Origin of the sequence: Methylobacterium crusticola, assembly GCF_003574465.1 — a bacterium.
GTDB classification, from domain to species: domain Bacteria; phylum Pseudomonadota; class Alphaproteobacteria; order Rhizobiales; family Beijerinckiaceae; genus Methylobacterium; species Methylobacterium crusticola.
In genome coordinates this window covers 1-22,313 of the sequence record NZ_QOWC01000079.1, presented here as the reverse complement: position 1 = coordinate 22,313, position 22,313 = coordinate 1, and the positions used below count along the sequence as shown (strand labels likewise).

Below are 22,313 nucleotides of genomic sequence, written 5' to 3'. Positions count from 1 at the left end.
TTCGGTGTTCCTGGGACCTGTTTAAATGCATGGCATCATCTAAAGAGGGAGGGACGCTCTCCGTTCCCCCAGGGCCGGCGAGTTGGCGCCGGGCCCGACGCATGCGTTCGAGAACTGCGACCGATCGGCCTACTCTGGATCAGGGATGCGCCTGGACCGGTATCGCGTCGGAACGCGATGGGACGCCGACCTTCCCGGTCTCTCGCGCCACCCTGAACCACAGGGCGTAGAGCGCCGGCAGGAACAGGAGGGTCAGCAGGGTTCCGACGCCGACGCCGCCAATCAGGACGTAGGCCAGCGCCCCCCAGAACACCGAGTGTGTCAGGGGAATGAAGGCCAGCATCGCGGCGGCGGCCGTCAGGATCACGGGCCGGGCGCGCCGCACGGTGGACTCCACGATGGCGTCGTAGTCGGACAGGCCCGAGGCGCGGTCGTGATGGATCTGGTCCACCAGGATCAGCGTGTTGCGCATGAGGATGCCCGACAGCGCGATCAGCCCGAGAATGGCGTTGAAGCCGAAGGGCTGATGGAAGGCAAGCAGCGTCGGCACCGCGCCCACGAGGCCGAGCGGCGCGGTGGCGAACACCATGAACATGGTCGAGAACGAGCGAACCTGCAGCATGATGACCGTCAGCGTCACGATCAGCATCAACGGGAAGACCGCCACCAGCGCGTTCATCGCCTTGGCGCTCTCCTCCACGGCCCCCGCCGTGTCGATGCGGTAGCCTGGCGGGAGCTTCGCCCTGATCGGCTCCAGGAGAGGCACGACCTGCGCGTGGATGTCGGGCGGCTGCTTGCCGTCGAGCACGTCGCCCTGCACCCGGATGTAGGTCTCGCGGTTGTAGCGCTTGAGCACCGCATCCTCGTTGCGGCTCTCCAGATGCGCGACCTGGGAGACCGGGACCTGGCGCCCGTCACGAGTGGCCAGCGTCAGGTCGCCGATGTCGCCGAGCGAGCGGCGCTCCGGACCGGGGCTGCGCAGCAGGACGTCGACGGAGCGCAGGTTCTCGCGCACCTGGGTGGCCGGGGTGCCGTTGAGGTAGCTCTGGAGCTGCTGGCCGGCCTCCTTCGGCGTCAGGCCGATCAGGCGCAGGCGCTCCTGGTCGAGGACGAGGTGAAGGCTCGGGGTTTTGTCACCCCAGTCCAGGTGCACGAGGCGCATGTTCGGGTTCGAGGCCATCGCATCAGCGACCTCGGCGGCGATGCCGCGAATGATGTCGAGATCGGGCCCGACCACCCGGAAGGCGACGGGGAAGCGGATCGGTGGTCCGAACACGATCTGCAGCACGCGCACGCGCGCTTCGGGGAACAGACCGTCGCTCACGAGCTTGCGGACCTTGATCCGGAGCGCGTCGCGCGCGGCCGCGTCGGGGGTCTGCACCACGATCTGCGCGAAGGCGGGATCGGGGAGCTCAGGGTCGAAGGAGAGCACGAAGCGCGGCATGCCCTGGCCGATGTAGCTGGTGATCTCCCGGGCCTCGGGCAGCTGTCGGACGGCCGCCTCGACCTTCCGGACGCTGGCCTCGGTGGTCGCGAAGGCCGACCCCGTCGGCAGGGTCACCTCGACGATGAGCTCGGGGCGCTCCGAGTTCGGGAAGAACTGCTTCTCCACCCGGCCCATGCCGACCACCGCCACCGCGAACAGCGCCACGGTGATGCCGGCCGCCATCCACTTGTGGTCGACGGAGGCCCGCACGATCCGACGAAGGCGCTGGTAGTTCCGCGTGGCGTAGATCGCCTCGTGCCCGCCCTCGACCCTCTTGATGTTCGGCAGGAGCTTGACGCCGAGATAGGGCGTGAAGGTCACGGCCACGATCCACGAAATGATCAGCGAGAACCCGACCACCCAGAAGATGTTGCCGGCGTACTCGCCCGCCGTGGAGGCTGCGAAGCCCACGGGCAGGAAGCCCGCGATGGTGACGAGCGTGCCGGTGAGCATCGGCGCGGCGGTGGCGCTCCAGGCATGGGTCGCCGCCTCGACGCGGTCGGCCCCTTCCTCCATGCGCACCACCATCATCTCGATGGCGATGATGGCGTCATCCACGAGGAGGCCGAGCGAGATGATCAGGGCGCCGAGCGTGATGCGGTCGAAGTCGCGGCCCGTGACCATCATCACCACGAACACCGCCGCGAGGGTGATCGGCACCGCGAGCGCCACCACGATGCCGACCCGGAAGCCGAGCGCCACGAGGCTGACCACGATGACCACCGAGAGCGCGGTGAAGAACTTCACCATGAACTCGTGGATGGCGTCCTCGATGACCTTGGCCTGATCGGTGATCTTCGTGAACGCGATGCCCGTCGGCAGTTCGTGGTGGATCGCCACCTCCTCGGCGTTCAACGCCTCACCAAGGGCGAGGCCGTTGAACCCCGGCTTCATCACCAGTCCGAGCATCAGGGCCGGTTCGCCGTCGTTGCGGATCGCGAAGACCTTGGGGTCCTCGTAGCCGCGCTTCACCTCGGCGATGTCGCCGAGCTTGAGGCTGCGGTCGCCGGCCGCGACCGGCAGGTTACGGATCGCGTCGAGGCTGTCGATGGCACCGTCGAGGCGCAGGTAGACCCGGGGTCCGGTGGTCTCGACGAAGCCCGCCGGGGTCACGTCGTTCTGGTTGGCCAGAGCGGACAGAAGCTGCTGGCCGGTGATGCCGAGCGTCGCGAGGCGCTGATAGGAGATCTCGACGAAGATCTTCTGGGCCTGCTCGCCCAGGATGTTGATCTTCTCGACGCCGGGCACGCGCAGCAAACGCTGGCGCAGGTCCTCGGCCCGCAGCACGAGGTGCCGGTGTGGCAGACCCTGGGCCTGGAGGGCATAGAGTGCGAAGTAGACGTCCGAGAACTCGTCGTTGAAGAGCGGGCCCATCACGCCACGCGGCAATGTGGAGGCCTGATCGGACAGCTTCTTGCGGGCCTGATAGAACTCCTCTTGCAAGCGAGCGGGCGGCATGCTGTCCTTGAAGTAGACCTTCATCAGCATCAGGCCCGGACGCACCGTGGTCTCGACCCGGTCGTAGTAGACGAGTTCCTGCAGGCGCTTCTCCAGCGGGTCGGCCACCTGCCGCTGGATCTCGGAGGTCATTGCGCCGGGCCAGGCGGCGGAGACGGCCATCGTCTTCACGGTGAAAGCCGGATCCTCAGCCCGACCGAGTTTCTGGAAGGCGAAGAAGCCAGCGGCGGTCACGGCGATGATGAGGAACAGCGTGACCGCCCGCTCCCGGACCGCCAAGGCGGAGAGGTTGAAGCCGTTCATCGAGCGACTCCCGTCAGGCTCGGAGGGGCTTGGCGCACCGTCTCTCCGGCTTTCAGGAGATGGGCGCCGAGCGACACGATGCGGTCGCCAGCTTTCAGGCCGGACACGACCTCGGCACCCTCCTCCGACATGCGAGCGACCGAGACCGGTTGGGCGGAGACCGTCTTCATGCCGGGATCCAATTTCCAAACCGAGGAGCCCTGCCCCTGGTCGAACAGAGCCCCGAGCGGCACCTCGACCGATGCGGCGCGGCCGGGTTCCGCTGTCGTGAGCCGAAGCGTCACGGTCGCACCCAGGGGCGCATCCTTGCCGCCGCCCGAGAGGATGTAGCGGGCCCGGTACGTCCGGGTGGCCGGGTCGGCAGTGGCAGACAACTCGCGCAGCTGTGCCGGATAGGTTGTCTCACCCTCAGCATAGAGCGTCGCCGATGCCGAACCTTTCGCCAGCCGCTTACTGCCCTCGGGCAGGAAAACCTCGGCCTCGCGGGCGCCGTCACGCGCCAACTTGACGACGGTCTGGCCGGCGGCGACCACCTGACCGGGCTCGGTCGGAACCTCCATCACGACGCCGTCGGCATCGGCCTGGAGTTCGGAGTAGCCAGCCTGGTTGGAGACTTGGCTCGCCTGGGCTTCCGCGTTGGCGAACTGGGCTACGGCGGCGTCGGCCGCAGCCTTGTTCTGGTCGTAGGTCTGGCGCGAGGTCCAGCCTTCCCCGACGAGCTTGCGGCTGCGTTCCTCGTCGGCCTTGGCCTTGATCATCTGGGCGCGAGCAGCTTCCACCGAGGCGCGCGCCGCGTTGAGTGCCAGGGTGAAGTCGGTTCGATCAAGGCGCATCAGAGGCTGGCCGAGCCGGACGTGGTCCCCCGGATCGACAAGGCGCTCGAAGATCTTGCCGGAGACGCGGAAGCCGAGGTTGCTCTCCGTCCGGGCTCGGATGACGCCGGTGTAGCGCGCGATGCCAGCCGCCCCTGGGGCGACCTCGATGGTCTGGACCAGCGGCGGCTCCGGAGGCACGGCGGTCTCGGCCGGCGAGCATGCCGCGAGCGCCAACGCAGGAATACCAAGCAGCCATCTCGCGTACATCGCCCGCCTCCACATCCGTTGGGACGCGTTCTAAAATGATGATCATCATCTATTGCGCGAGCATCGCGCCGTCAATGCCCGGATCGCGGTGATTGTGGGAACGGGGGCCGGTCTCCACCCGCGCCCACCGCTGGGTGGCGATGCGGCTTCGACGGGCTTGATGGTGTGGACGGCCCCTGCTCCGGCATCGCAGTGCCGGGATGAGGTCGTTGGGTCTCATCCTGGGCGGTGGTGATGCGCGGCGAGGTCTACAGAGCGCCTGCCGTCTGACGCGATCCCGCCTGCCGGCCGCTTCGCCGGCGACGGGGGTGCCGAGTGCTGAGCTCGACTTTGGCCAATCCGCGGCCGGCTGCCCGGGGTTACGCGCGCAGTCAGGAGCCGAGCCGGCAAGCGACCGCGTTCCCATGGCAGGCCGAGGCAACCCGGCCCGGTTACAGTAACGAGGAGTGAGAGCTCGAGACTGGCTCGTCGGCAGACAGGCCGGGACTTTTCACGATGTCCCGTGCACATGGTCAGCGTACAAAACTCCTTCGGCGCGCTCAGGCGTGCAGGTGGATGCTGTCCGCTGGCATGGGGCGATCGGCCAAAGTCGAGCTCAGGTGCGGCCGCGGCCAGGCAATTCCCGATCCGCCGGGGCAGCTCATGCTTCGATCCATCAAATTCGGCAACTTTGGAAATTCCTTCCGTTCGCAGATCCGAAAAGGAAAAATCCTGGCTTACGTGATCTCTCCGAACACAGTATCGTGGAGTTTATTGCAGGATGGCAGAGTGGACGTGACAGCCGAATTCATCAGCGTGACGTTCACGAATCCGTCGAACGAGATCAATCCGGTGCGGGATCCAGCCATCGATCCCGCATTTCTTCTGCGTTACGCCCGCACGCTCGACGAATACGGCTTCAACTATACACTCGTGCCGTACGCCTCCTCGTCCTTCGATCCGTTCACGATCGGGGCGACGATCGCAGCCCATACCAGAGACATCAAGATCATCATCGCGCTGCGTCCGAACACCCTCTATCCAACCGTGGCCGCGAAGGCGCTCGCGACGCTCGACCAGCTGAGCGGCGGCCGGGTCGTCGTCCACTTCATTGCCGGCGGCAGCGACGCGGAGCAGGCGAGCGAAGGCGACTTCCTGCCGAAGGAAGAACGCTACGAGCGTCTCGAGGAATACATCCGCATCCTGCGCCGCGCCTGGAACTCGGCGGAGCCGTTCGACTTCAGCGGCAAGTATTACCGGTTCAAGCAGTTCCGGAACGCCGTCCGGCCGATCGCCGGAACGATTCCGGTCTCGGTCGGCGGCTCGTCCGATGCCGCCTACCGCGTCGGTGGTGCGCTCGCCGACATCTTCGGGCTCTGGGGCGAGCCGCTCGCCGAGACACGGGAGCAGATCGCGCGAATCCACGCCGAGGCGGCGCGTGCCGGGCGCACCGACCGGCCGCGCATCTGGGTGACCTTCCGGCCGATCGTCGCCGAGACGGACGACCTCGCCTGGGCGAAGGCGCACCGCACGCTCGACGCGCTCAACGCGAACCGGGCCAAGGGTCTCGGCAGGGCGCCTGCGGCGGCGGCCCACCCCGCCAATGTCGGCTCGCAGCGCCTGCTCGCCATCGCGGCCCGCGGCGACGTCCACGACCGCGCCCTCTGGTACCCGACCGTCACGGCGACGAATGCCAGCGGCGCCACGACCGCCCTCGTCGGCTCGCCGCGGACCATCGCCGAGTCGATCCTCGACTACGTCGATCTCGGCGCCGAGCTGATCTCGATCCGCGGCTACGACAACCTCAACGACGCGATCGATTACGGCCGCTACGTGCTGCCCCTCGTCCGGGACGGGCTCGACCGCCGCGCCGTCGAGACGCGCGCCTATGCCTGAGGACAACAACGGGGTGGTGGTCGCGGGGCTCGACCTCTCCGGCGTGGTGACGCGGCTCGCGGCGGCGGCGCCCGCGGCGGATGCCGCCGCTTCCTTCCCGCACGAGGGCATCCGGATCGTCCACGAGGCCGGCCTGCTCGAACTGACCGTGGCGGAACGCTACGGCGGACGCGACCTCTCGCTCGGCGACCTCGCCCGGCTCGCCGCCGCGCTCGGACGCGGCGATCCCTCCGTCGCACTCATCAGCCTGATGACCCTGTTCAGCCACCGGCACCAAGCGCAGAGCAGCCCCTGGCCCGACGCGCTCTACGAGCGGGTGCTGGCGGAAGGGCGGCAGCGTCCTGTACTCCTCAACGCCGCGCGGGGGGAACCCGAGCTCGGCTCCCCGGCGCGGGGCGGCCTGCCGCGGACACTCGCGCGCCGCACTCCCGGGGGCTGGTCGATCGGCGGGACCAAGCGCTTCGTCACCGGCTGCGAGGGCCTGTCCTACTTCCTCGTCTGGGCGAGCACCGACGAGACCCCGCAGCGGGTCGGCACCTTCATCGTGCCGGGCGGTGCCCCGGGCATCGGAATCACCGGGACCTGGGCGAGCCTCGGCCTGCGGGCGAGCGGCTCGCACGACGTCGTCTTCGACGGGGTCGAGGTCGGCCGCGACAACGTGATCGGCCTGGCTGGCGCCGACGTTGCCGGGCAGGACAACCGCGCCCAGGCGGTGAACACCCTCGTCGTCACCGCCCTCTATCTCGGCGTCGCCGAGGCGGCGCAGGAAGCCTTCCTGGCCTTCGCCGAGGGCCGGGTCCCGGCCAATCTCGGCTATCCGATCGCCCGCACCGAGCGCTTCGTCGCGCTCGCGGGCGAGATCGACCTGCTCGTGAGCGGCGCGCGCCAGCTCATCCTCGGCGCGCTCGATCACGCCGCGGGCGAGCCGGACAAGCTCCTGCGCGCCCGGCTCCTCGCCGGCCGGCAGCTGCGGCAGGCGGTGCAGCTCGCGGTCAGCGCGCTCGGCAATCCAGGCCTGAGCCGCGACACCGGCTTGGAGCGGCACTTCCGCGACATCCAGTCGGTGCTCGTGCACGCTCCGCAGGAGGACACGGTGATCGCGATCCTCGGCAGGGCCGCCTTCTCCGCCCGGACCGCCGCGACGGCGGCCGGCAAGGAGCGCGCGCAGATCGCGGCCGCTCCGGACGGACGAGCCTTCGCGGATCGGCTGCTCCCCGCGCAAACCCCGTTCCAGGGCACACCCAGAACACTCAGGATCACGTGATGACCGCAAGTCTTTCCCCGTCGCGCCGCGGCCTGCTGTCGGCCGCGCTGGCCGTCGCGGTCGCGGGCGCGCTTGCGCGTCCTGCCTTCCCGGCGGGCGGGCCGGGCCCGCGCGAGGGCGGTGATGTCATCTTCCTGATCGACTCGCTGGGGCCCACCTGGATCCCAAACAACAGCGCGATCTCGAGCTTCCAGGGCCACATCTGGGGTCACGTCACCGATAAGCTCGCGTACGTTGATGCCGACGGCAAGGTCAGCCCCTGGATCGCCACGGGCTGGGAGCAGAACGCCGAAGCCACCGAGTTCACCCTCCACCTCAGAGCGGGCGCGACCTTCTCCGATGGCGCGCCGCTCGACGCCGCTGCCGTCGTCGCCAACCTCGACATCTGGCACGCTGGCCGCATCAAGGAGGGCATCAACCCGATCGGCCTGTTCCCGAAGACCTACGACCGCTCCGAGGCGGTGGACCCCAGGACCGTGAAGGTGTTCTTCAAGGCACCGACGCTCGGCTTCATCCCGACCCTCGGTTACCACGGCTCGATCCTGATCTCGCCGAAGACCCTGGCGAAGCCCGCCACCCAGCAGGCCGACCTCGCCAGGAGCGCCGGCAGCGGTCCCTTCGTGGTCGCCGCCTGGAAGGAGGGCGACTTCGTCAAGCTGGTCAGGCGCAAGGACTACGAGTGGGGCCCTGCAGCGGTCGGCCATACCGGCCCGGCCCACCTCGACTCGATCACCTATAAGGTGGTGGGCGAGCCCTCGCTCAGGGTCTCCGCCGTCCAGTCGGGCCAAGCCGACATCGCCTACAACGCCTCTCCGCAGGAGCTGAAATCCCTCAAGGAGGCCGGCTTCACCGTCGCCACGCCGCGCTACCTCGGCTTCGTCAACGGCTGGGCGATCAACACCCGGCTCGCGCCCTACAACGACGTCAAGGTCCGTCAGGCGCTGCAGGCCGGCATCAACCGCCAGGAGATACTCGACACCGTCTACACGCCCGACTGGAAGCTCGCGACGTCGTTCATCCAGAGCAACGTGCCCGGGGCGGCCGATCACAGCGCCCTCCTCGCCTACGATCCCGGCAAGGCCGAGCGGCTCTTGGACGAGGCGGGCTGGACCAGGGGCCGCGGCGGCATCCGCACCCGGGACGGCAAGCCGCTGACGCTGACGCTCTACTCCAACCCCTACCTCGCGACCGCGAAGTCGGTGGACGAGCTCATTGCCCAGCAGCTCGGCAGGATCGGCTGGAAGGTCGACATCCGCGCCTACGACGTCGTGACCTTCGGCCAGAAAGTCCTGATCGGTGGGCCGGCGGTGCCCGCCTACGAGGTGACGCGCAGCTTCATCGATGCCGGCACCGTCGCCAGCATCCTCACCAACGCCAACAACGGCGAGAACTGGTTTTCCCTCGCCGACAGCGATCCGAAGATGAACGACCTCCGCGACCGCATCGCGGGCGCCAATTCCGTCGCGACTCGCGATCCGCTCCTCGACGAGCTGCAGAGATACGTCCTCGAGCAGGGCTACTACATCCCGCGGACGCAGATCGTCCAGCGCATCTACGTGCAGTCCCCGAAGCTCAAGGGCGAGACGTACAACGGCATCGCGTATGCCAGCTATTACACTGCGACCAAGGGTGAGTAGTCCGCGATGCGGCCGCGCCAGGGTGAGGCGATCGACATGAGGAATCCCTATCTGATCTATGCCGGCAAGCGCCTCGCCCAGGCGGTCGCCGTCATCCTGCTGGCTTACCTCTTCACCTTCGTGGTCGTCAGCATTCTGCCCGGTGACCCGGTCAGCAACGTCCTGCGTGATCCCCAGAACGGGTTCAGCGAGGAGCAGATCCAGGCGATCATCGCCGCGCAGGGCCTGGATCAGCCGCTGCTGGTTCAGCTGTGGACCTCCCTGTCGCACTTCCTGTCCGGCGATTTCGGGCTGTCGATGCGGTCGAGCCGCCCCGTGACGACTCTGGTCGCCGAGGTGCTGCCCTCGACGCTGGCGCTCGCCTCCGCGGGCCTCGCCGTCGCGCTCGTGCTGGCGACCACGATCGCCTACGGCACCCAGTTCGTTCCGAAGCGCCTCGGCCAGGGCCTGCTTCGGGGCTTCCCGTCGCTGTTTCTGTCAGTGCCCAACTTCGTGATCGGCCTGGTGCTGATCCACGCCTTCGGCTTCCAGCTCGGCCTCTTCCGGGTGATCGAGCCCGAGAGCCTCTGGGCGACCGCCTTCGCGGCGTTTGCGCTCGGCATCCCGATCTCGGCGCAGATCGCCGAGGTGCTGATCGCGAACCTCGACCACGAGGCGCGGCAGGACTACGCCGCCGTCGCGCGCAGCCGCGGCCTCAACCCCGCGCGCCTCTTCGCCCGGCACCTGCTCAAGCCGTCCTCGCTGCCGGTCGTCACCGTCATCGCGCTCACGGTCGGCGAGGTGCTCGGCGGCTCGCTCGTCACCGAGGCGGTGTTCGGACGCAACGGAATCGGGAGCCTGGTGCAGCGCTCGGCGGCGGCGCAGGACCTGCCGGTGCTGCAGGCGGTCGTCTCGCTCGCGGCGGTGGTCTTCGTCCTCGTCAACCTGCTCGCCGACCTCGTCTACCCGCTGCTGGACCCACGCCTGCAGCTCGTCGGCGCCCCGAAACGCCGGCCCGAGACCGACGGTGACAGCTCTGCCCCCGCCTTGCGGACGGTGACGGGATGATGGCCGCCCCCCTCCTCGCGGTCTCGCGCGCGGCGAACGGCCGGCGGCCGGCCCTGCGGCTGCCGCTGACCGTCGCCTTGTCGCTCGCGATCATCGCGATCGTGATCGCCTGGTCGCTCGCGCCGGGCCTGTTCACGGGCTACGACCCAGTCGGGGGCGTCCCGGCCCACAAGCTGCTCGGCCCGAGCGCCGCGCACTGGTTCGGCACCGACCATCTCGGGCGCGACCTCTACGCCCGCGTCGTCTACGGCACGGCCTCCTCGGTGACGAGCGCGCTCCTCGCCGTCATCATCGGGGTGTTCGCCGGCGGGCTCATCGGGTTGCTCGCCGGCTTCCTCGGCGGCTTCGTCGACGTCGTGCTGGCCCGCCTGGTCGACATCCTGCTGGCCATCCCGCGCTTCCTGCTCGCCGTCATCATCGTCACCGCCCTCGGCTTCGACACCACGAACACCGCCATCGCCACCGGCGTCTCGGCGGTCGCCGTCTTCGCCCGGGTGATGCGCTCGGAGGTCATCAAGACCCGGCAGGCGACCTTCGTCGAGGCGGCGTTCCTGCAGGGCGGCTCGCGCTGGCACGTCCTGCTGCGCCACGTGCTGCCGAACGCGTCGCGCTCCGTGCTGGCGCTCGCGGTGCTGCAATTCGGGCTATCGATCCTGGTGATCGCCAGCCTCGCCTTCCTGGGCTACGGCGACCCGCCGCCCGCCTCGGACTGGGGCCTGCTGATCGCGACCGGCAAGGACTACCTCAGATGGCCGTGGCTCGTCTATGCGCCCGCCCTCGTCACGGTCGCGGCCGTCCTCTCGCTCAACAGGATCAGCCGATGGCTCCGCAGGACGGACTAGATTCTCCAACGACGTGGCTCCCGGTTCTTCGAAGACAACGCGCCAGACCCAACGACCTGGGGCCGCGTCCGATGGCGACGCGATCGGACGCGGCTCCGGTCATGCCGCTCCCGCGCACCGGGCCGGTGCCGAGCCCCTTGCTCCGCGTCGACGGCCTGTCGGTGTCCTACGGGCGGCAGGAGGTCGTCTCGGGCGTCGAGTTCGTGCTCGGTCGGGGCGAGGGCCTCGCCCTCATCGGCGAGTCCGGCTCGGGCAAGTCGACCATCGCCCGCGCGTTGCTGCGGCTGCTGCCGGGCAGCGGGCACGCAACCGGCCGGGTCGCGTTCGACGGCCGGGAGGTGCTGGGGCTTCCCGAGCGCCGGTTCCGGCCGCTGCGGGGGCGGGCCATCGGCTTCGTGCCGCAGGACCCCGGCACCGCGCTCAACCCCGTCCGCACGATCGGCGCACAGGCGGAGGAGGCCGCCGCCCTCCTCGACGAGCCCGACCGGGCGCGCCGCAGGGAGCTGATCCTCGAGACCTTCGCCGAGGTCGGGCTCGACGATCCCCGGCGCGTCTACGACGCCTACCCGCACCATCTCTCCGGCGGCATGCTGCAGCGCGTGCTGATCGGCCTCGCGATTCTCCCGCGGCCGGCTCTGCTGATCGCCGACGAGCCGACCTCCGCCCTCGATGTCACGGTCCAGAAGCGGATCCTCGACCTCATCTCCCGGCTGCGGCAGGAGCGCGAGATCGGCCTGCTCCTCATCACCCACGACCTCGCGATCGCCGCCGAGCGGGCGGACGCGCTGGTGGTGCTCAAGGACGGTGTCGTGCAGGAGGCGGGCCGCACAGCGGCAGTTTTCGCCGCGCCGGCCTCGGCCTACGCGAGGAAGCTGCACGCCGACGTGCCGAGCCTGAACCCGGATCGCTACGCCAGACTGCGCGACGCGCACGCGCGCCGGAGCGAGGCCAGCCGGGCACCGAAGATTGCGGTCAGCGCCGTCACCAAGACCTTCACGGTCGACGGCACGGTGGTGAAGGCCGTCGACGACGTCTCGTTCGCCGTCCCGGCCGGGACCACGCACGCGCTCGTCGGCGAGTCGGGCTCGGGCAAGACGACGACGATCCGGCTGTTGCTCGGGCTCGAGGAGCCGGACGCCGGATCGATCCTGGTCGCCGGCCATTCGGTCACCGGCCGCTCGCATGAGAGCCTGCGCGCGGTGCGCCGCCAACTCCAGCTCGTCTATCAGAACCCGTTCACCTCTCTCGATCCGACCTGGAAGGTCAAGGCGCTGGTGCGCGAGCCCCTCGACCGGTTCAAGGTCGGAACCCGGCAGGAGCGGGCGGAGCGGGTCCGCGAGGTGCTGGCCGATGTCGGGCTCAGCGAGCGCCTGCTCTCGCGCCGGCCGGACGCCCTGTCGGGCGGCCAGCGCCAGCGGGTGGCGATCGCCCGGGCGCTGGTCCTCAGGCCCGACGTGATCGTGCTCGACGAGCCAACCTCCGCGCTCGACGTCAGCGTCCAGGCCGACATCGTCGAGGTGCTGCTCTCGCTGCAGGCCGAGCTCGGCCTGACCTACGTCTTCGTGTCCCACGACCTGGCACTCGTGCGCCAGCTCGCCCACACCGTCTCGGTGATGCACCGCGGGCGTGTCGTCGAGGAGGGGACCGTCTCCGACATCTTCGACCATCCGAGGCATGCCTATACCGCGGCGTTGCTGGACTCGGTCCCGTCCGGGATCGCGAGCACGGCCTCGACGCCATCCTGGCGATCCCGGGCGGTGAGCGTGCCGCTCACCGCCTGACGCTCCCCGTGCCGGCAAGCGGCCCGCCCGGACGCTCACGCTCCCGGTGGTCGGGAAGCGCGAGCACCTCGGAACGGTCGTGTCCTGTACGGCCTCACGCCGATTGCTCCAGGCGATCACTGCGCGGCCGCTTACGCGAGGCAGTCGATCGGCTCCGCTCAGGTGTGTGGCGGCTCGGCCTCGCTGCGCAGGCCGATGATCTCGGTCGCGGAGACGGCCGGGCGGCCGGGAGCTGCGCCTGCCGTGACCTTGCCGGGGAGCCGGGCCCAACCGTTGGACCAGAACTTCTCTCGGCGGAGCAAAGTCCCGTTCCCGGCTCGCGCATGGCGCGTCCTCGCGCGCCTCGGCGTGTCGCCGTCAGACTGTCCAGGCGTTCCGCCGTGCGCCGATGAGCGAGGCTCGTCGCGGCGGCGTCGCAGGGCAGATAGCCGGTGTGCGCGAAGCCGTGACCTGTGCCGGGATAGATGTGGATCGCCAGCCCCGGCCGGTCCGCCAGGATGCCGCCGATGGCGCGGACCGTCTCGTCCGGCACCCAGGGATCGGTTTCCCCGAAATGGAGGATCGTGGGCGTCGCGAGCGCCCGCAGCTCGTCAAGGTGACGGTCGAGCTTGACGGCGTAGTAGCCGATCGCGGCGTCAACGGGCTCGCGCAGCCCAGCCAGGACGGCGAGGCGCCCGCCGAGGCAGAAGCCGATGAGCGCCACGCCGGCGTGGGGGGCGAGCTCGGAGCGGAGCGACCCCGCCGCCTGCCCGACATCCCCGACCACGGCATCGACGTCCACCTGCTCTCCTTAAAGCAGCATCCGATCATGCTGCGATCGGCCGCTGCTCTGGGTTTTTGATTCTGCCGCATTGTCTGCGGCGAACCGGTGTCCATTTGACCGGCGCCTACACCCGGCCCCCCGGGAGCGTGCGGCGGCCCTGCGCAGCGTGACCTCTTCCCGCAGCTCGGCTCCCGGCGCCGCCAGGCGGCCCGCACGCTCTCGGGCGGCGAGCAGCAGATGGTCGCGATCGGCCCGATTTTTCACCGCAACATACAAGGCAGCGTTCTGAGAAGTCGGCAAATCTGGAACATTCCGCCAGAGCCAGGTCTATTCGAATGCACGTGCGTTGCGACAGTGTCTACCTGAGGAGCGCGTTGAGGCTGTCGATGACCTGCACTGGAGCAAGGTCGGGATACTCGTCCGGCTGACCCGTGCGATTGACCCACACCGGTGTGAAGCCATAGGCGGCCGCTCCAGCGACGTCCCACCGATTTGAAGACACGAACACGGTCTCGCGGATGCCGACACCGAGCCGCTCGGGCGCAAGGTCATAAGCGCGAGGGCTGGTCTTGTAGATCCCCGCCGGGTCGACAGACAATACCGCGTCGAGGTGATCGTGAAGCGCAGCGCTCCTGACCGCCATGTCGAGCATCGCCGTGTCGCCATTGGACAGGATCGCTGTTTTCAGGCCGACCGCTTGAAGTGCGTCGAGGGTCGCGGGCACTTCCGGGTAGGCGTCCAGCCTTCGATAGGCTTCCAGAAGTGCCGGCCTCAACGACGGGTCGACGTTCGGATGGCGGGCCAGCGCATAATCGAGCGCCCGCTCCGTCAAAGTCCAGAATGCCGTGTACCGGCCGCACAGTGAGAGCACCCAGGAATATTCGAGCTGCTTCTGGCGCCACGTGTCCGACAACGTCTTCGCGTCCGATCCGACCGCGCGGGTATGGCGCTGCACGGCCGAATGTACATCGAGCAAGGTGCCGTAGGCATCGAAGACGACGGCGCGGGCACCGGCAAGGAAGTCAGGCGTGGACATGATGGCCTCCTGGAAGAGTGGGACTGAACTCAGACCGACCTGATCTCTCCACCGTCCATCCGGAGCACGGTCCCGGTCATCCAATGCGCCGCCGGCGAGACGGCGAATGCCATGAGGTCCGCGATCTCCTCCGCTGTCCCGAAACGGGCGATGCCGGCCTGTTTCAAGAAGCTCTGCTTCGCTTCCGCGATGTTGATCTCCTTGGCCGCAGCAGCTCTCTCGAGCATCGCCGTGCGGCGGTCGGTCATGATCGCACCCGGGGATACGCAGTTGACCTGCACGTCATCCACGATGCCGCGTTCCGCGAACGCCTTTGCCAACGCCTCTATGCACGCGTTGATCGCACCCACCGCAGCTGCGGCCGCCTTCGGGGTCATGGCGGCATTACCGGACGTGAACACGACCGTGCCCTTGGACATCCTGAGGGCGTCCCACGCTTGAACGGTGAGGCGCCGCGCTCCGTGAAGCTTGAGTTCCAGGCCCACATCCCACTGCTCATCCGTCATCTGAAAGACGTCCAGCCCGGGAACCGCGCCCGCAATGTTGAGCAGTGCATCGATGCGCCCGAACGCGGACAGCGTCTGCTCGACAACCGTCGCGGCCGCCGTGGGCTCGGCAAGATCACGGTCGATCACGAGGGCTTCGGACCCACCTTCCCTCACGGCCGAAGCTGTCTCCTCGAGCTTGGTGCGGTTGCGCGCCACCAGCACAAGCGCCGAGAAGTCTTGGGCCAGGCGCATTGCCGTGGCTCGACCGATACCCTGGCTGGCCCCGGTCACGATGGCGACCGTCTTCGTCATCTCGATCTCCTTCGATCGGATCGGGCTCAGTGCACGACGACCATCTTGCCGCCGGCCGCGTTCGCCTCCATCAGGCGATGCGCCTCGCGGACCTCGTCGAAGCCGAAGATGCGCGCAGGCTTCACGTCGAGCCGCCCTGCAGCGGCGTCCTGAGCGATCCGCCCGAGCGGGACGTCGGCGAGCGGGAAGCCGGGTGTGCCGAACACGAAGCTGCCGAAGAAGGTCAGGTAGACGCCGCTCGACATCTGCAGCAGCGGGTTGAAGTCTGGGATCGGGTCGAGGCCGCCCAGCCAGCCGGCCAGGCACGAACGACCGCCCCGGCGGAGCGTCGCGAGCGAGTCCAGGACCACGCTGTTGCCGACGAGATCCAGAACCGCGTCGATCTGCTTCGCGTCGGAGATGTGCTTCGACAGATCCGGCCGTTCGATCTCGCAGCGCTCCGCCCCCAACGCCTGCAACTTGGCGAACCGCTCGGGATTGCGCGTTGTGGCGATGACGCGAGCTCCGGCATTCACCGCCATCTTGAGGGCGGCTTGGCCGAACGACGAGGTCGCGCCGCGGATCAGCAGAAGCTGTTCCGTCTGGATATCGAGATTGCGGAACAGACAGGTCCAGGCGGTGGCGTACGTCTCGGGGATGGCCGCGAGCTCAGCCCACGGGAGGTCCGCCTCGATCAGCGCAACGTTGCCGACCGGAGGCCGGGTGAACTGGGCGTAGCTGCCGTTGATGGTGCGCCCGAGGCCACCCATCAGCGCCGCCACCTTGGCTCCGACCGGAAACTCGCCGCCGGGACACGACTTGACGATACCGACGCACTCGATACCCGAGACCGGCGCCGCCTCGGCCCATTCGCCCCGGCGCATGTGCACCTCAGCATGGTTGATGCCAAAGGCCTTGATCTCGATGACGACGTGGCCGGCCAGCGGTTCGGGTTCGGGGATGTCCTTGCAGGTTAGAACGTCGAGGCCTCCGAAGCCGTCCAGAACGATGGCGCGCATGACAATGGTCCTTTGTGCTGGGCGCCGGCCGGGCGCAGGATGGAGGGGGGCGGGACGCGCATCGGCCGCATCCCGGCTCAAGGCTCAGACGAGGAAGGCCTGGATTGCGGCAGCGATCTCGGCCGCGTGGGTCTCGAGCGCGAAGTGGCCCGTATCGAAGAAGGTCACCTGCGCGTCCGGGATGTCGCGCCGGAAGGCTTCTGCTCCCGCCGGCAAGAAGAACGGATCGTTGCGGCCCCACACGGCCAGAAAGCGCGGCCTGTGGGTGCGAAAGTACTCCTGGAAGACCGGATAGAGAGCGACGTTGCTCTTGTAGTCACCGAACAGATCGAGCTGCACTTCGCCGGCTCCGGGGCGACCCAGATAGTAGTTGTCGAGCGAAAAGCCGTCCGGCGAGACCAGGGCCGGGTCCGGGACGCCGTGCGTGTACTGCCAGATCGTTGTTTCCGGCTTCAGGAAGTCGCGAAGGACATCCCGGTTGGCTGGGGACGCATCCTGCCAGTAGGCCCGGATCGGACCCCAGCCCTCGCTGAGCCCCTCCTCGTAGGCGTTACCATTCTGCGAGACGATGCCGGTGATCCGCTCCGGATGTTTGGCAGCGATGCGGAAGCCCGTCGGCGCGCCATAGTCGAAGACGTAGATCGCGAACCGGTCGAAGCCGATCACCTCGGTGAAGCGGTCGATCACCGAAGCGATGTTGTCGAAGCTGTAAGTGAAGCGATCCCGCTCCGGCATGTCCGACTGACCGAATCCGGGAAGATCGGGTGCCACGAGATGGAAACGTTCGGCCAGGAGCGGGATGAGATCGCGGAACATGTGCCCCGCACTCGGAAAGCCGTGGAGCAGGAGCAGCTTCGGAGCATCGGGAGAGCCAGCCTCTCGGAAGGCAATCCTGAAGCCGTCGACGTCGGCCGAGCGATAGCGGATGACGGACATGGCGTTCTGATCCCATAACCACTTCAATGTCGTTGCAGGGGTTATGGTTCGGATGCGATAACCAGTCAACAGCTATTGAGATGGTTACGAGATCGGGCGAGTCTGGATCGTGCCTGAACGGCCAGTGCCAAGCTCCTGCAGCGGCTCGTGAGGGAAATTTCGGACGCGCCTCGCCTAACCTGGTCCATGCAATTTGTCCGGTTAGATGTCATATAGGTCGAGACTGCCAGCGGCTCTCAAGGCAACGGAATGGACCATCACCACACGCCAGCGATCTTCGTGGCCGACGCACCAGGCCTCGATTTTCTCAATTCCATCGCGACACCGGTCGACACACCCATCGACTGGATCGGTGACGGTGAGGGTCTGCTCAACTGGCTGGAACAGGCCGGTCTCGTGCGAGCGGCAACGTCCGCCGCCGTTCGGGACCGGGCGACCCCCGGTGAACTCGACGACATCGCGGCCCGGGCTCGACAATTGCGGGAGTGGTTCCGAGGCTTCGTCGACGAGCGTCGAGGACGCCCCCTCACGCCCGAGGATCTACCTGAGCTCAAGCCACTCAACAGGCTCCTCGAGCGGGATCAGCGCTTCAATCAGATCGTCTCCGAGCACGATGAGGGCGTGGCGCAGCTTGCATTGCGGACTTCCCGTCATTGGCACACGCCGGACTCCCTGCTCCAGCCGATTGCCGAGGCTCTGGCTCAGCTCGTGTGTGATGAGAACTTCACGCACATCAAGGCGTGCGAGGGTCATACCTGCACGCTGATGTTTGCCGACCACACTCGGGGTCGAGCACGGCGATGGTGCAGCATGGCGGTTTGTGGCAACAGGGCTAAGCAGGCAGCCCACAGGAGCCGTCTCAGGACCTGACTGGCGAGGTCGTCTGTATCGCCGGGCGAACCGAGGAGATGATCCGCCTCCGCGAGAGTGGCCGGTTGTTGAGTAGTGCAGTGCTTCGGACGTTCTGCGCCGGACGAAGCACGAAGGCAGAACAGCGAAGGCTCATCCGCGGCCCGCATCCCGGCTTGGCGGTGGGCCCGGCGAAAACAGCGCCTCTGAACCCTGAGCTGGGGTCCAGCGGCGCTGTGAGATTGGGCCTTATACGGTCAGCTGGTGAAAGTGCCGGGCTCTCCACCGGCGTCGTGAACCGCGATCACCCGAGCCACGTCTTGTCTGAGCAAGTAGACTGAGACGACCAGCAAGACGAGATCCTTCAGGAGGAAGGCGGCATTCATTGCCATGGCGGGAAATCCGCCAGCGCCAGCATCCCAGGCATCAGGCGCGAACGGCAAGATCGTCAGAGTCGAGATGAAAGTGGCAGTGGAACCGAGAGCGCCCAATACGCCCAGTTTCTTATTCCAGAAGCCCAGGAACAGGAGTGTGCCAAAGGTCCATTCGGAGGCGCCGAGGAAAATGGCCGTGCCTCGAATGCCCAGGACCGGGATTGTCCAAGAGGTGAACGGGCCGTGCGTAATCAAGGGAAGAAGCCCCCTGATCTCGACCTCGAACCATTTGTCGTATCCAAACCAAGCGAAGATGATGACCATCGCGGCCCGTAGCAGATGATAATCGACATCTTCTTTGAGGAGACCGGTGCGAGCCAGCAGAGAGACAAGTAAGTTCATGGCTGTGATCCTTCGGTAGGCGCATGCGCGAATGCCGTCGCGGCAGCCCGACGCCGAGTTGCCGGACAGCGGGGTGGCCCGCTGAGGAACGGGTCACGGCTTGGCCAAACGCCAAACACGAGCTCGGTCTACCAGCTTGATCCGAGACGATTAATGCCGATGATAAGCAATGAAATGCTTTATCGTCTCAAACAAGCGGGCTCATCATGGCACCACCTGTGGACTGGCTCAGCCGCCTACTCACACTCGTTCCTGTCCGCGGTCGCCTCGACATTTACTGCGTCTATGGCGCGCCCTGGCGTATTGACCAACCTCGCGCAGGGGCCGGCGAGATGGCCTATCACGCCGTGGTCGCTGGAACGGCCACGCTTGAGGATCCGTCGCGCGACCCGCCGCTGTGCCTCTCGGCCGGGGACATCCTGCTGCTCCCGCAGGGGGAGGCGCACGTCCTCCACGATGGCAGCGGAGCCCCTGCGGCGCCGGCGCACACGCGGACGGGCTCCAACCTGCTGATCAGCGAGAATGCGGGCGCGGGCGAGCGGCTGGACATGCTCTGCGGGCACTTCATGCTCACGCGCCCCCAGGACCGCCTGCTGCGGGACTACCTGCCGCCGCGGCTTGTGGTGCGAACGGCCGACCCGGGCGCGTTCGCCACGTCATCCGGAGCCCGGGACGTGCTGACCGGCCTCGTGTCGCTCATGCGCCATGAGGCAGTGTCCGACAGCCTGGGCGGTCGGGCCATGCTGGACGCGCTGTCCACGGCCCTGTTCACGCTGACGCTGCGACTGGCCAGCGAGGCCCGAGAGACGCCGGTCGGCCTGCTGGCCCTGGCGGGCCACGCCCGCCTGGCTCCGGCCCTGTCGGCCCTGTTCAACGAGCCGGGTCGCCCGTGGACGCTGCCCAAGCTGGCGCGCCTCTGCAACATGTCGAGGGCGACCGTGGCGCGGCAGTTCCAGGAGAGACTGGGCCGGTCCGCCAGCGAGCTGCTGACGGACATCCGCATGACCCTGGCGGCGAACGAGTTGCGGAACCCGTCCGCGAGCACCGGCGCGGTCGCGGAGATGGCCGGGTACCAGTCCGAAGCCGCCTTCCAGCGCGCCTTCAAGCAGCACGTGGGCGTGACACCGGCGCAATGGCGTCGGGGCGCGCAGACCGCGGAACCGCCCGTCCTGTCACTCCCCTCGTGAGAGCGGCAGCCGTGTTCCACGCCGGTGGCCGGCGCGGGCAGCGGCGCCTTCAGGGCGCTACGAGGAACGTGGCGGCACGCCCGCGAAGAGCGGACCCAGCCCCTCCGCCATCGTCGGGTGCGCCAGGACAGCATCCCGCAGCCGCTGGTAGGGCAGGCCCGCCAGCATCGCCATCTGCGCCACCGCCAAGACCTCGCCGGCCTCGGAGCCGATCATGGTGAAGCCCAGGATGCGATCATCCTCCCCGACCAGCGCTTTCATGAAGCCCTGAGTCTCACCCGTCGTCTGCGTCCGCAGCACGGCGCTCATCGGCAGCCGCGTCACTCGGACAGTCACGCCTTGGCGCTGCGCCTCGCGCTCGTTCAGCCCGACGCGGGCGAGCGGCGGCTCGGTGAACATGTTGGCCGGGACCAGGCGGTCGTGCGTGCTACGCTGGCCTCCGGCGAGATTGTCCCGGATGATCCGGAAGTCGTCGACGGAGACGTGGGTGAATTGCGGGCTGCCTGCCGCCTCGCCAAGCGCCCATATCCCGGGCGCGCTGGTCTCCAGACGGTCGTTCACGCGGATGTAGCCTCGGTCGGTCAATGTGACGCCCGCCTCTTCCAGCCCGATCCCCTGTGTGTTGGGTGAACGCCCGGCGGCGACGAGAATGTGGCTCCCCGCGATGGTCTGCTCGCCGGCACCTGTGCGCACGACAAGGCTGACCGCCTGCCCGGAGCGGCCCGTCACGCTCAGCGTCTCGGCGTGCGTGACAACAGTGATGCCCTCGGCAGCGAGGATCGCCTGCATCTCGGTGGCGACATCGGCATCCTCGTTGCTCAGGAGCTGAGGCCCGGCTTGGAGGATCGTCACGCGGCTCCCGAAGCGGCCCAGGGCCTGCGCCATCTCCAGGCCGACGTAGCCGCCACCCAGCACGATCAGGTGCGAGGGCACGGCATCAAGCTCCAGGGTCTCGATGTGGGTGAGCGGAGCGGCCTCCGCGAGCCCGGGAATGACGGGGATGGTCGCGTGTGTTCCAAGATTGAGGAACACTTGATCGCCCGTCAGCACGCGCGTGCCGCCATCGTTGAGACGCACCTCCAGGGTCTTCGGAGCGACGAAACGCCCAGTGCCCATGATCAGGTCGACTCCGGCCTCGCGGTATGCCTTGAGGTGGAACGCGACCTCACCCTCGACCATCGTTCGCTTGCGTTGGCGGACCGCCTCCATGTCGGTCGTGACGGGACCGGTGATGGTCCCGAACCGCGCGGCGTGGCGCACGAGGTGCGCGACCTTGGCGCTCCAGATCTCGTTCTTGCTGGGCAGACAGGCGATGTTGGGACACGAGCCCCCGACCCAGCGGCGCTCGACAACGGCGACCCGCCGCCCGGTGCGCCCCAGATGCCAAGCCAGCAGCTTGCCGCCTTGACCACTGCCGAGGATCAGCACGTCGAAGTGTTCCAGCTGGGATGCGGTTCTTGCCTCCGCATCCCCTGCCTGCACGTGCCGCGGATTTGCGTCGAGTGATGGGTCGGTCGCGCTCATGGTCGTGGCTCCGGAAATAAGCGTACGCAAAGGTCTGCCTCGGCGGAGGCGGGCGGGAACGCGTTCCGGCAATCCGGTTGACAATCTCCGGCTGCGGTCGCGCTAGATATCCGTCGGATCAACAGCGACTGCAAATCGTGGTGCTGATGAGCTGATCCAGGCGATGACTTTGAGCGTCGAGCCCGGAGGTCGTGCCGGCGCGCCAATCCAGGGCCGCACCGGATGGCTTGGTCTGGCCGACGGCGCTCACGCGCCGAAAGCTCATCGTGGTGTGGAGCGGCGACAGCCGGACCGCCTTCGCGGCAGCGGGGGGCTCCGCCAGGAAGTGCCCTGCCGCTGCAGGCGTCACCGCCGTGCCGACGAGAACGAGGGCGGCGAGCGCGGTCGAGACCAGCTTCGACTTCGTGGTCCAGCCAACGGTCTGGCCAGAAGAGCAAGCACCGTGAGACATGTGACACCCCTTCGCCTGGTTGCGAACGTGGGGCTACATTAGGAATGGCAACAGATCCTTTGAATGCTTACATCGGACAAAATTATGCTCTATCGTCTCAAATGAGACTTTCTACACCCCAGCTTGCTTCCCCAACCAGGGTCGCCACCGCTCGCTAAGACCCCGTTTCAGAACCGGCTGATGAGCTTGACGGTTGGGTGAGCGGCCGGCGTCGCGAG

18 protein-coding genes and 1 pseudogene are annotated in these 22,313 nt (G+C 67.8%); 9 read left to right on the top strand and 10 right to left on the bottom strand.

What is annotated here, in order from left to right; translation table 11 throughout:
- Window positions 1-139: 139 nt before the first annotated feature.
- Both DT057_RS20840 and DT057_RS20835 read right to left on the bottom strand, forming a co-directional pair.
- Window positions 140-3,247 carry an efflux RND transporter permease subunit gene (locus tag DT057_RS20840; protein ID WP_128564025.1) on the bottom strand — a complete coding sequence of 1,036 codons (3,108 nt, stop codon included), beginning with the start codon at window positions 3,245-3,247 and terminating at the stop codon, window positions 140-142.
- Window positions 3,244-4,329: an efflux RND transporter periplasmic adaptor subunit gene (locus DT057_RS20835; RefSeq protein WP_128564024.1), complete on the bottom strand. Its 1,086-nt coding sequence runs from the start codon at window positions 4,327-4,329 to the stop codon at window positions 3,244-3,246. Before DT057_RS20835 ends, DT057_RS20840 begins: the two co-directional genes overlap by 4 nt.
- A gap of 774 nt (window positions 4,330-5,103) precedes the next feature.
- On the opposite strand from DT057_RS20835, the gene DT057_RS20830 reads away from it, so the two are divergent.
- From DT057_RS20830 to DT057_RS20805, 6 genes are all read left to right on the top strand, one after another.
- Window positions 5,104-6,204: an LLM class flavin-dependent oxidoreductase gene (locus DT057_RS20830; protein WP_128564036.1), complete on the top strand. Its 1,101-nt coding sequence runs from the start codon at window positions 5,104-5,106 to the stop codon at window positions 6,202-6,204.
- The gene (locus tag DT057_RS20825) at window positions 6,197-7,468 is read left to right on the top strand and encodes an acyl-CoA dehydrogenase family protein (RefSeq protein ID WP_203236335.1); all 1,272 of its coding nucleotides are present in this window, start codon (window positions 6,197-6,199) and stop codon (window positions 7,466-7,468) included. The genes DT057_RS20830 and DT057_RS20825 overlap by 8 nt, the downstream gene beginning before the upstream one ends.
- Window positions 7,468-9,105, top strand: coding sequence for an ABC transporter substrate-binding protein (locus DT057_RS20820; protein WP_128564023.1), 1,638 nt, complete (start codon window positions 7,468-7,470; stop codon window positions 9,103-9,105). The genes DT057_RS20825 and DT057_RS20820 overlap by 1 nt, the downstream gene beginning before the upstream one ends.
- Window positions 9,106-9,141: 36 nt before the next feature.
- Window positions 9,142-10,152: an ABC transporter permease gene (locus DT057_RS20815; protein ID WP_128564022.1), complete on the top strand. Its 1,011-nt coding sequence runs from the start codon at window positions 9,142-9,144 to the stop codon at window positions 10,150-10,152.
- Window positions 10,152-10,994, top strand: a complete 843-nt coding sequence (locus DT057_RS20810; protein WP_407068149.1) for an ABC transporter permease — start codon at window positions 10,152-10,154, stop codon at window positions 10,992-10,994. Before DT057_RS20815 ends, DT057_RS20810 begins: the two co-directional genes overlap by 1 nt.
- A 101-nt stretch (window positions 10,995-11,095) precedes the next feature.
- Window positions 11,096-12,775, top strand: a complete 1,680-nt coding sequence (locus tag DT057_RS20805; protein WP_238314242.1) for an ABC transporter ATP-binding protein — start codon at window positions 11,096-11,098, stop codon at window positions 12,773-12,775.
- 94 nt (window positions 12,776-12,869) lie between these two features.
- Here DT057_RS20805 and DT057_RS37540 read toward each other — a convergent pair whose 3' ends face one another.
- Window positions 12,870-13,541, bottom strand: a complete 672-nt coding sequence (locus tag DT057_RS37540) for a dienelactone hydrolase family protein (RefSeq protein WP_368859445.1) — start codon at window positions 13,539-13,541, stop codon at window positions 12,870-12,872.
- A 165-nt stretch (window positions 13,542-13,706) separates the two neighbouring features.
- Between DT057_RS37540 and DT057_RS20795 the strand changes: the two are divergent.
- Window positions 13,707-13,790, top strand: a pseudogene (locus DT057_RS20795) (ABC transporter ATP-binding protein); the annotation flags it as partial.
- Between the two features lie 106 nt (window positions 13,791-13,896).
- On the opposite strand, the gene DT057_RS20790 reads toward DT057_RS20795, so the two are convergent.
- The 4 genes from DT057_RS20790 to DT057_RS20775 form a co-directional block, all read right to left on the bottom strand.
- Window positions 13,897-14,574 (bottom strand): haloacid dehalogenase type II, encoded by a 678-nt coding sequence (locus tag DT057_RS20790; RefSeq protein WP_128564018.1) that lies wholly within the window; start codon window positions 14,572-14,574, stop codon window positions 13,897-13,899.
- A gap of 29 nt (window positions 14,575-14,603) precedes the next feature.
- Window positions 14,604-15,374: an SDR family oxidoreductase gene (locus DT057_RS20785; RefSeq protein ID WP_128564017.1), complete on the bottom strand. Its 771-nt coding sequence runs from the start codon at window positions 15,372-15,374 to the stop codon at window positions 14,604-14,606.
- Between the two features lie 26 nt (window positions 15,375-15,400).
- Entirely contained in the window at window positions 15,401-16,372 is a 972-nt protein-coding gene (locus DT057_RS20780) for a zinc-binding alcohol dehydrogenase family protein (protein WP_128564016.1), read from the bottom strand.
- An 84-nt stretch (window positions 16,373-16,456) separates the two neighbouring features.
- Entirely contained in the window at window positions 16,457-17,308 is an 852-nt protein-coding gene (locus DT057_RS20775) for an alpha/beta fold hydrolase (protein ID WP_128564015.1), read from the bottom strand.
- A 249-nt stretch (window positions 17,309-17,557) separates the two neighbouring features.
- Between DT057_RS20775 and DT057_RS20770 the strand changes: the two genes are divergently transcribed.
- Window positions 17,558-18,178, top strand: coding sequence for a CGNR zinc finger domain-containing protein (locus DT057_RS20770; RefSeq protein WP_128564014.1), 621 nt, complete (start codon window positions 17,558-17,560; stop codon window positions 18,176-18,178).
- 236 nt (window positions 18,179-18,414) lie between these two features.
- Here DT057_RS20770 and DT057_RS20765 read toward each other — a convergent pair whose 3' ends face one another.
- Entirely contained in the window at window positions 18,415-18,933 is a 519-nt protein-coding gene (locus DT057_RS20765) for a YkgB family protein (RefSeq protein WP_128564013.1), read from the bottom strand.
- A gap of 206 nt (window positions 18,934-19,139) precedes the next feature.
- Between DT057_RS20765 and DT057_RS20760 the strand changes: the two genes are divergently transcribed.
- On the top strand, window positions 19,140-20,120 hold the full coding sequence (locus DT057_RS20760) for an AraC family transcriptional regulator (RefSeq protein WP_128564012.1): 981 nt from the start codon (window positions 19,140-19,142) through the stop codon (window positions 20,118-20,120).
- Window positions 20,121-20,177: 57 nt separating this feature from the next.
- Here DT057_RS20760 and DT057_RS20755 read toward each other — a convergent pair whose 3' ends face one another.
- Window positions 20,178-21,644 (bottom strand): FAD-dependent oxidoreductase, encoded by a 1,467-nt coding sequence (locus DT057_RS20755; protein ID WP_128564011.1) that lies wholly within the window; start codon window positions 21,642-21,644, stop codon window positions 20,178-20,180.
- Between the two features lie 118 nt (window positions 21,645-21,762).
- Window positions 21,763-22,095 carry a hypothetical protein gene (locus DT057_RS20750; RefSeq protein WP_128564010.1) on the bottom strand — a complete coding sequence of 111 codons (333 nt, stop codon included), beginning with the start codon at window positions 22,093-22,095 and terminating at the stop codon, window positions 21,763-21,765.
- Between the last annotated feature and the right edge of the window lie 218 nt (window positions 22,096-22,313).